Below are 6,677 nucleotides of genomic sequence, written 5' to 3'. Positions count from 1 at the left end.
TCAATAAAGGTTTGCTACTGCCCTGCTATGTATTCTATGTTCTATGTAGCGGATTTTTTCAAACCCAAACATAGTGCATATAGTTTTCCAAGAGCCAACTTTCTGGTTTTAAAAAGGCTTGGTGTCGCCAATTTATCCCCAATGCATGGGACAAGTTGTTTTATAGGTCACTTTCCCAATTCTGAGAAGGATATCTTTTGCTTTATGAGACCCTTCTCCCAAGCCATCGGGATCAGGGTGTCGGTTCCTCCTATTTGTCATTGGCAGAATTTAAACATTTAGAAGGATCTTTTTTACTTTACTTTAAAGCTTTCATTTGGAGCGGAGTTTGGATTTATAAAATGAACATCAAGAGGAAAAAGAGGGCCAAGAGGATGGCCAACCATTGGTAAATAGGATTTCTTTTAGGAAACTCGTATTGGCAAATGGGGCAGATAACCGCTTTTTTATCTACCTCCATGGCACAGGAGGGACATTCTTTTGTTTGGTTTTTTTGAACCATTGGGTGATTTTTTGGATTAAAAGACCAAAGTAAATGGAATCTTATGAAAATTGAAATTTGGTCGGACATCATGTGTCCTTTTTGTTATATCGGGAAAAGAAGGTTGGAAGCTGCATTGGCAGGTTTTGAATATGCCGATAAAGTGCAGATTGAATGGAAGAGCTTTTTGTTGAATCCGGATATGCCCACCGATCCGGGAAAAAGTACGGTCGAATACCTGTCAGAAACCAAAGGCTGGAGTTTGGAACAGACCCATCAGATCATACAGCAGGTAGTGGAGATGGCCAAAGCTGAGGGCCTGCATTATAAAATGGATAAAACCGTAGTAGCCAATGCCAAAAATGCTCACCGGCTTTTGCAGTTGGCCAAGTCAATGGGCAAGGGCAGTGAAATGAAGGAAAGGTTATTAAAGGCTTATTTTAAAGAAGGAGCGAATATTGATGACAAAAGCAGCTTGCTCGAATTTGCTGAGGAAGTTGGAATTTCAGTGGAAAGGGCAGGACAATGTTTGGACTCCAATGAGTTTATGGACCAAGTGGAACATGATATCGCCGAATCCAGGGCCATCGGTGTCAGGGGAGTACCGTTTTTTGTTTTAGACAGAAAATATGGTATTTCTGGAGCTCAGGCATCGGCTGTTTTTGAAGAGACCTTGGAGAAGGCCTGGGTAGATTATGTGAAGGAAAATCCGGTGTTGAATATGGCCGGATTGGATGCAGGGGCAGCCTGTGACCTGGACGGAGATTGTTAAAGACTAGGAGACTTAGGGACGTAGAGACGTAGTGATGGAGCGGTTTAAAGTCGGATTTCGGAAGTGGGATTTCGGAGAAAAAATTGAACAATTAAGGAGTTGAGGGATTCATTAAGAGCTAAGGAAAAAGCGATGCACTGCGATGTGGTGAGCATATCGAACCAAGCTTGTCGAAGTGGCAAAAGGTAAAAGGGTTGGAGCTTGGAAAGTTTGGGAGGTTAGTTCTTTATGGAGTTAGGACACAATAAGCGTCCAATACTGAAGGTTAAGGGTGGAACCCGGGGTTGAGAGGCAATCTTGATATGCTGGAATGCCGACTCCAAAGGAGTCAAATTATTAGATTGAAAATATAAAAAGTGTCAATTAAAATAGGATGTAACAAGAACGGGTCCGTTCCAAACGGACCCGTTCTTGTCAATCTGTGGTTCTGTGAAATCGATACTTTTTTTAATAAACTCCTCGGGTACGCATATCCAACGTGTAGACAGATCCCATGGCAGTGATAAAGAGGGTTTTTCGGTCAGTACCTCCAAAAATCACATTGGAAGTCCAATTTTCAGGAACAGGGATATGTGCAATCTGTTCTCCTTTAGGATTAAAGACGGTGACCCCCTTTCCAGTCAGGTAAATATTTCCCCTGTAATCGATGGTCATGCCATCGGACCCCATTTCACAAAATACCTTTCTATTTCTCAGGTAACCATCTTCTTCTATGTCATAGACATAGGTTTTGTTATCCCCTATGTCGGCAACATAAAGCTTTTTCCCATCTGGCGTACCGATCAGCCCATTGGGCTTCACCAAATTTTCATCGACCCTGAACAACTGCATGCGATCTTTGGACAAGTAATAGAGATGTTCTCCGTCTTGCTGCATTTCGGGGTCTCTTTCCCAATAGGGTCTTTTGTACAAAGGGTCTGTAAAATATAGGCCACCGTAGGGTACGACCCAAACGTCATTAGGGCCATTGAGTAAATTTCCTTTGTAGGATTCAACCAGCACAGTCGCATTGCCTTTGTCATCTATGGACCACAATTGGTTATCCATATCGGCACAGGCTATGAGTTTGCCTTCAAGGTCAAAAAACATACCGTTTGACCTTCCTGCATCCTCCATAAATACACTGATTTCATTTCGGGTATAAGACCAGCGAAGAATTTTGTTGTTGGGTTGATCTGTGAAATAAACATCTCCATTTCGGTGTACTGCTGGACCTTCCGTAAATGTGAATCCTTCACCTACCTTCTTGAGTTGGGCATTTTTCGCGACCAGTTTCTTTTTATCTTCTATTTGATCCTGTGCCAAGGTGTTAAAGGCCAATCCGGCGAGCAGGAAAAAAAGGAGTAGGTTTTTCATTATTATTGAGGTTTTAGATTAGCGTGTGAAAACTTCATTTTCATTGATCTCCCAAATATAAGTTTTTAGGCTTTCTTTGAAATTAAGGCAGGCTTCTTATTTTTGAGAAACCTAAAATACAAGCTGCATGCAAGAAATAGAAAAACCAAGGACTTTTTTAGACAGGTTTTTGGATTTTATTGAAAAGGCAGGTAATAAATTGCCCGATCCTGCCATGTTGTTTTTCTTTCTGATGTTGATCACCTGGGGCTTTTCTGCTTTGCTTTCTCCCATTGATTTCGGGGCGGTAGACCCTAGGACAGGAGCAGACCTGCGGGTTCAAAATTTATTGACAGGACCTCAATTGGCTGCTTTTTTAGCCAATATGACCCAAGTATTTATCAACTTCCCGCCATTGGGTGTGGTCTTATTGGCCATGTTGGGTGTAGGAGTGGCAGAACATTCTGGATTTATCAATGCAGGCCTAAAGTTCCTCTTGGGCATTACACCCAAAATGTTGTTGACTCCCATTTTGGTCTTGGTGGCAATTGTCAGCCATACAGCGGCAGATGCAGGGTATGTATTGGTGATTCCCTTGGGAGGCGTTATTTTTTATGCAGCTGGAAGACACCCTTTGGCTGGTATAGCAGCTGCATTTGCAGGGGTTTCCGGTGGCTTTAGTGCTAATTTTATCCCATCTAGCATTGACCCTTTGATCCAGAGCTTTACCCAGTCTGCGGCTCAGATTTTGGATCCGGAGATACTGCTCAACCCACTTAACAATATTTTCTTTACTGCCTTTTCCTCCATTGTGGTGATTCTGGTAGTTTGGTATTTGACGGATCGTGTGATAGAACCCCGCCTCAACAGTAATGTAAAGGTGGATGATAATTTGGAGGATATTCCGACCATGGAGAATTTGAACAGCAAAGAAAAAAAATCCTTTTGGATTGCTTTTTCAACCATGTTCGTTTTATTGATCTTTTTGGTACTTTGGGCAATTCCCAATGATTCGGCCTTAAGAGACCCTGATGGAGAAATCACCTCATTCGGTGCGCCATTGATGAAGTCTATTGTACCCTTGATCTTCATTATTTTTTGGGTTCCGGGTGTGGTCTATGGTTTTACCAGCGGGACATATAGGAGCCTGAAAGATATGGTGGCGTCCATGAGCAAGGCCATGGGCAGTATGGCCTACTACATTGTGATGGCCTTTTTCTGTGCCCTTTTTATCGATGCATTTGGTAAATCAAATATTGGGGCTTTGACTGCCCTTAAAGGTGCTAATTTCCTGCAGGCATTGGATTTACCTGCCCAGATTACTATTGTTGGGATTGTAATTTTGACAGCCTTTGTCAACCTGTTGGTAGGATCTGCCTCGGCAAAATGGGCTTTGATCAGCCCGATTTTTGTCCCCATGTTGATGCAGTTGGGTATTTCCCCGGACCTTACCCAAGCAGCTTATAGGGTAGGAGATTCGGTTTCCAACATCATCACCCCGCTTTTGCCTTATTTCCCATTGATTGTGGTTTTCTGTCAGAAATATGTCAAATCTACGGGCATAGGTACACTGGTTTCAATCATGCTGCCCTATTCTTTGGTGTTGCTGGTGGTTTGGACACTGTTCTTATTGCTGTATTGGACGATAGGGATTCCATTGGGTCTTCAGGCGACTTATGAATATGTGTTGGGGGGGTAATGGAGAGTGGAGAGTGAAGAGTGAGAAATGATGAATGAAGAATTGAGCTAGGTTCAAGGTTCAGCGTTAACAGTTAACGTTTCAGTATTCTGAGTTCAGGGGCTGACGCGGTTCATGACCACGACCAATTTCTTTAATTTGCGGGAATAGGCCATTCTGCTGATGTCAGAATATCCGGATATACCAACTTTTCCGGCCAGTGTCCATTCGTCCTCATTGGCTTTTTTGAAATACAGCTGGTTGCCGCTGCCCATCATGATAAGGTTTTGGTTGAGCCAAATAAAGTCCTCTTTACCTGGCAGGGTATAACCATATTTATGGTGGGTTCTCTTTTCAATATCAAAGCCAAGAATGGGATAGATCAACCCATCTTCCTTTTCTAAAGGGTTGTTTTTATCTATGTAGGTGATGATGCTGGATTTGGGTTTTCTCTTGATGGATCTGCCTACATTTCTATCTATAGTAAGTACCTCAGATTTACTGTAAGGATAGACCAGGGTATTGGGATTTCCCAAGACAAACATGGCAGCTTTGTTGTTATACCAGTCATAATAGCCCACCGGTTCGATGTCATCATAAAGGAGTTCGGGCTCTCCAAAATTGGTAGGGTATAGCCAGAGCCTTTGCTTACCATCCTCTTCTACCGTCACTGCCGAAACATATAAACCACAATCTGTCAGGCTAGGGGAGAATTCAGAAGTATTGGTGGTTTTTGTGAGATTGGTGAATTTTTCGGATTCAAAATTATAAATGATGATATCATGGTTTCCTTTGTCATCAGCAGCGGAGAAAGCCAACTGTTTTTTATTGATGAAATTAGGCTGGTTATCATAGGCCGCCCTATTGGTGATGGCTTTTGCCGTCATGGTATAAACAATGGCTTTAGAAGCGGAGACATTTATATCCAATGCTATCAGATCCGTGTTAACCTGAGCCAATAGCAAGCAAGGGCTTAGTGTGAATAGGAGTAAAAGTAATCGGATTAATTTCAATTGCATATTAATTTTTGAATTCAAAAACTAAATTACAAAATGAAGGTTAGAATGCTGTGAAGAAACTTAAATTATATCGAGAATCCTTTTTAGATGCATTGCGTGGACAGGGGGATCCTTTGGGGGATGCTACTGCCCAGTTTCTTTATGATTATCCAGAATGGATTGAAAAGATCAACGCTTGGGAAAGGCTGCCTGAATCGGGCACCATAAATGCCTTACCAGATGAACTGAAAGCTTATTTTTCAGCTTTTAAAGACCGCCCTTCATGGATTCATCCAAAGCAGATCAGAACGGCACAGGTGTTTTTTGAGCAGGAAGGCAACCTTTATCTTTCCCTACTTGGCTTTTATTCCCTACCGTATTGTTATGCTTTTGCTGATGGGGCACAGGTTTTAGTCAGATCCAAACGCATCACGGAACAAATCGGTATGCGCTTGAGCGAAACGGCACTTTTTCTGTTGGACAGCTTCAGGCCTGGTACCTTTTTGGGTGGTGAAGAGGCTTTGTTTACCATTTCAAAAGTGCGTTTGATTCATGCCTTCAGCAGGCTTTTTATTCAAAAATACGCGAAGGACTGGCAACCTGAATGGGGGCAACCCATCAATCAGGAAGACATGATCGGAACCAACTTGGCCTTCAGTTTATTGGTTATGCGGGGTATGGAAAAGTTGGGGAGATATCCGGGAAAGGAAACTGCAGAGGCAGTGATGCATTACTGGAAAGTAATCGGTTATTTCTTGGGGATTGACACCGATTATTGGCCGGAGAACGCTAAAGAGGCTTTTGAACTGGAGAAAGTAATCCGGAAAAGGCACTTAAAAACTTCAGAAGCCGGCTTGATATTGATTCAAGCCTTGCTTGCCTATTACAAAGCTGCTGTTACTGAACCTGCATTGGCCAATAGCGCGGAATCTTTGGTAGCTTATTTTGTGGGAGAGGAGGCAGCAGAGGTATTGCAGTTGAAGAAAGGACCTGATTTGCCCAAAGGAATATATGGGTTATTATTGGATTTGAGTTTTTTCAGGCAATACGGATTGGGAAGTTCCTATGAAAAAACAAGAAGGGTATTTTTTGAGCAGACTAAGCTGCAGTTTGGTGCTATGCCCCAACTTCTATTACCTGCCCGCAAGCGTACGTAATCGGACACTTTTTTGTCCGATCTTATTGCGGTAAAATTACAGAAACCCCTTTGAATCATTTTTTTGGCTGTTTTTAGCTTGTGGCATTCTTTTCGTACTTTACCCTAACAATGAAAAGCATCACTACCATATGGCAGCAGCTTCCCTTGGAACTGATCTTTTGGATCGGTGCATTGATAGGGATCTTTCTTATTGATCCTTACGGACCACAGCATTTCACCTTGTGTCCATTGGATAACCTGGGATTTCATTGGTG

5 protein-coding genes are annotated in these 6,677 nt (G+C 42.5%); 3 read left to right on the top strand and 2 right to left on the bottom strand.

The genetic code is table 11. From position 1 onward, the window contains the following. Window positions 1–545 precede the first annotated feature (545 nt). A complete protein-coding gene (locus B879_RS20060; protein WP_009187059.1) occupies window positions 546–1,253 on the top strand; it encodes a DsbA family oxidoreductase in 708 nt (235 codons plus the stop codon). 447 nt (window positions 1,254–1,700) lie between these two features. Here B879_RS20060 and B879_RS20055 read toward each other — a convergent pair whose 3' ends face one another. Then, entirely contained in the window at window positions 1,701–2,609 is a 909-nt protein-coding gene (locus tag B879_RS20055) for an SMP-30/gluconolactonase/LRE family protein (protein ID WP_009187058.1), read from the bottom strand. A gap of 127 nt (window positions 2,610–2,736) precedes the next feature. Between B879_RS20055 and B879_RS20050 the strand changes: the two genes are divergently transcribed. Continuing rightward, on the top strand, window positions 2,737–4,287 hold the full coding sequence (locus tag B879_RS20050; protein WP_009187057.1) for an AbgT family transporter: 1,551 nt from the start codon (window positions 2,737–2,739) through the stop codon (window positions 4,285–4,287). A 95-nt stretch (window positions 4,288–4,382) separates the two neighbouring features. Here the strand turns inward: B879_RS20050 and B879_RS20045 are convergent, their stop codons facing one another. Further along, window positions 4,383–5,285 carry a TolB-like translocation protein gene (locus B879_RS20045; protein WP_009187056.1) on the bottom strand — a complete coding sequence of 301 codons (903 nt, stop codon included), beginning with the start codon at window positions 5,283–5,285 and terminating at the stop codon, window positions 4,383–4,385. Window positions 5,286–5,335: 50 nt separating this feature from the next. Here B879_RS20045 and B879_RS20040 point away from each other — a divergent pair, with 50 nt between their 5' ends. Next, window positions 5,336–6,421, top strand: a complete 1,086-nt coding sequence (locus B879_RS20040) for an oxygenase MpaB family protein (RefSeq protein ID WP_009187055.1) — start codon at window positions 5,336–5,338, stop codon at window positions 6,419–6,421. Window positions 6,422–6,677 lie beyond the last annotated feature (256 nt).

Source organism: Cecembia lonarensis LW9 (assembly GCF_000298295.1).
GTDB classification, from domain to species: domain Bacteria; phylum Bacteroidota; class Bacteroidia; order Cytophagales; family Cyclobacteriaceae; genus Cecembia; species Cecembia lonarensis.
Note: the sequence above shows the minus strand (reverse complement) of the source record. Positions and strands in the feature narration are given on the sequence as shown.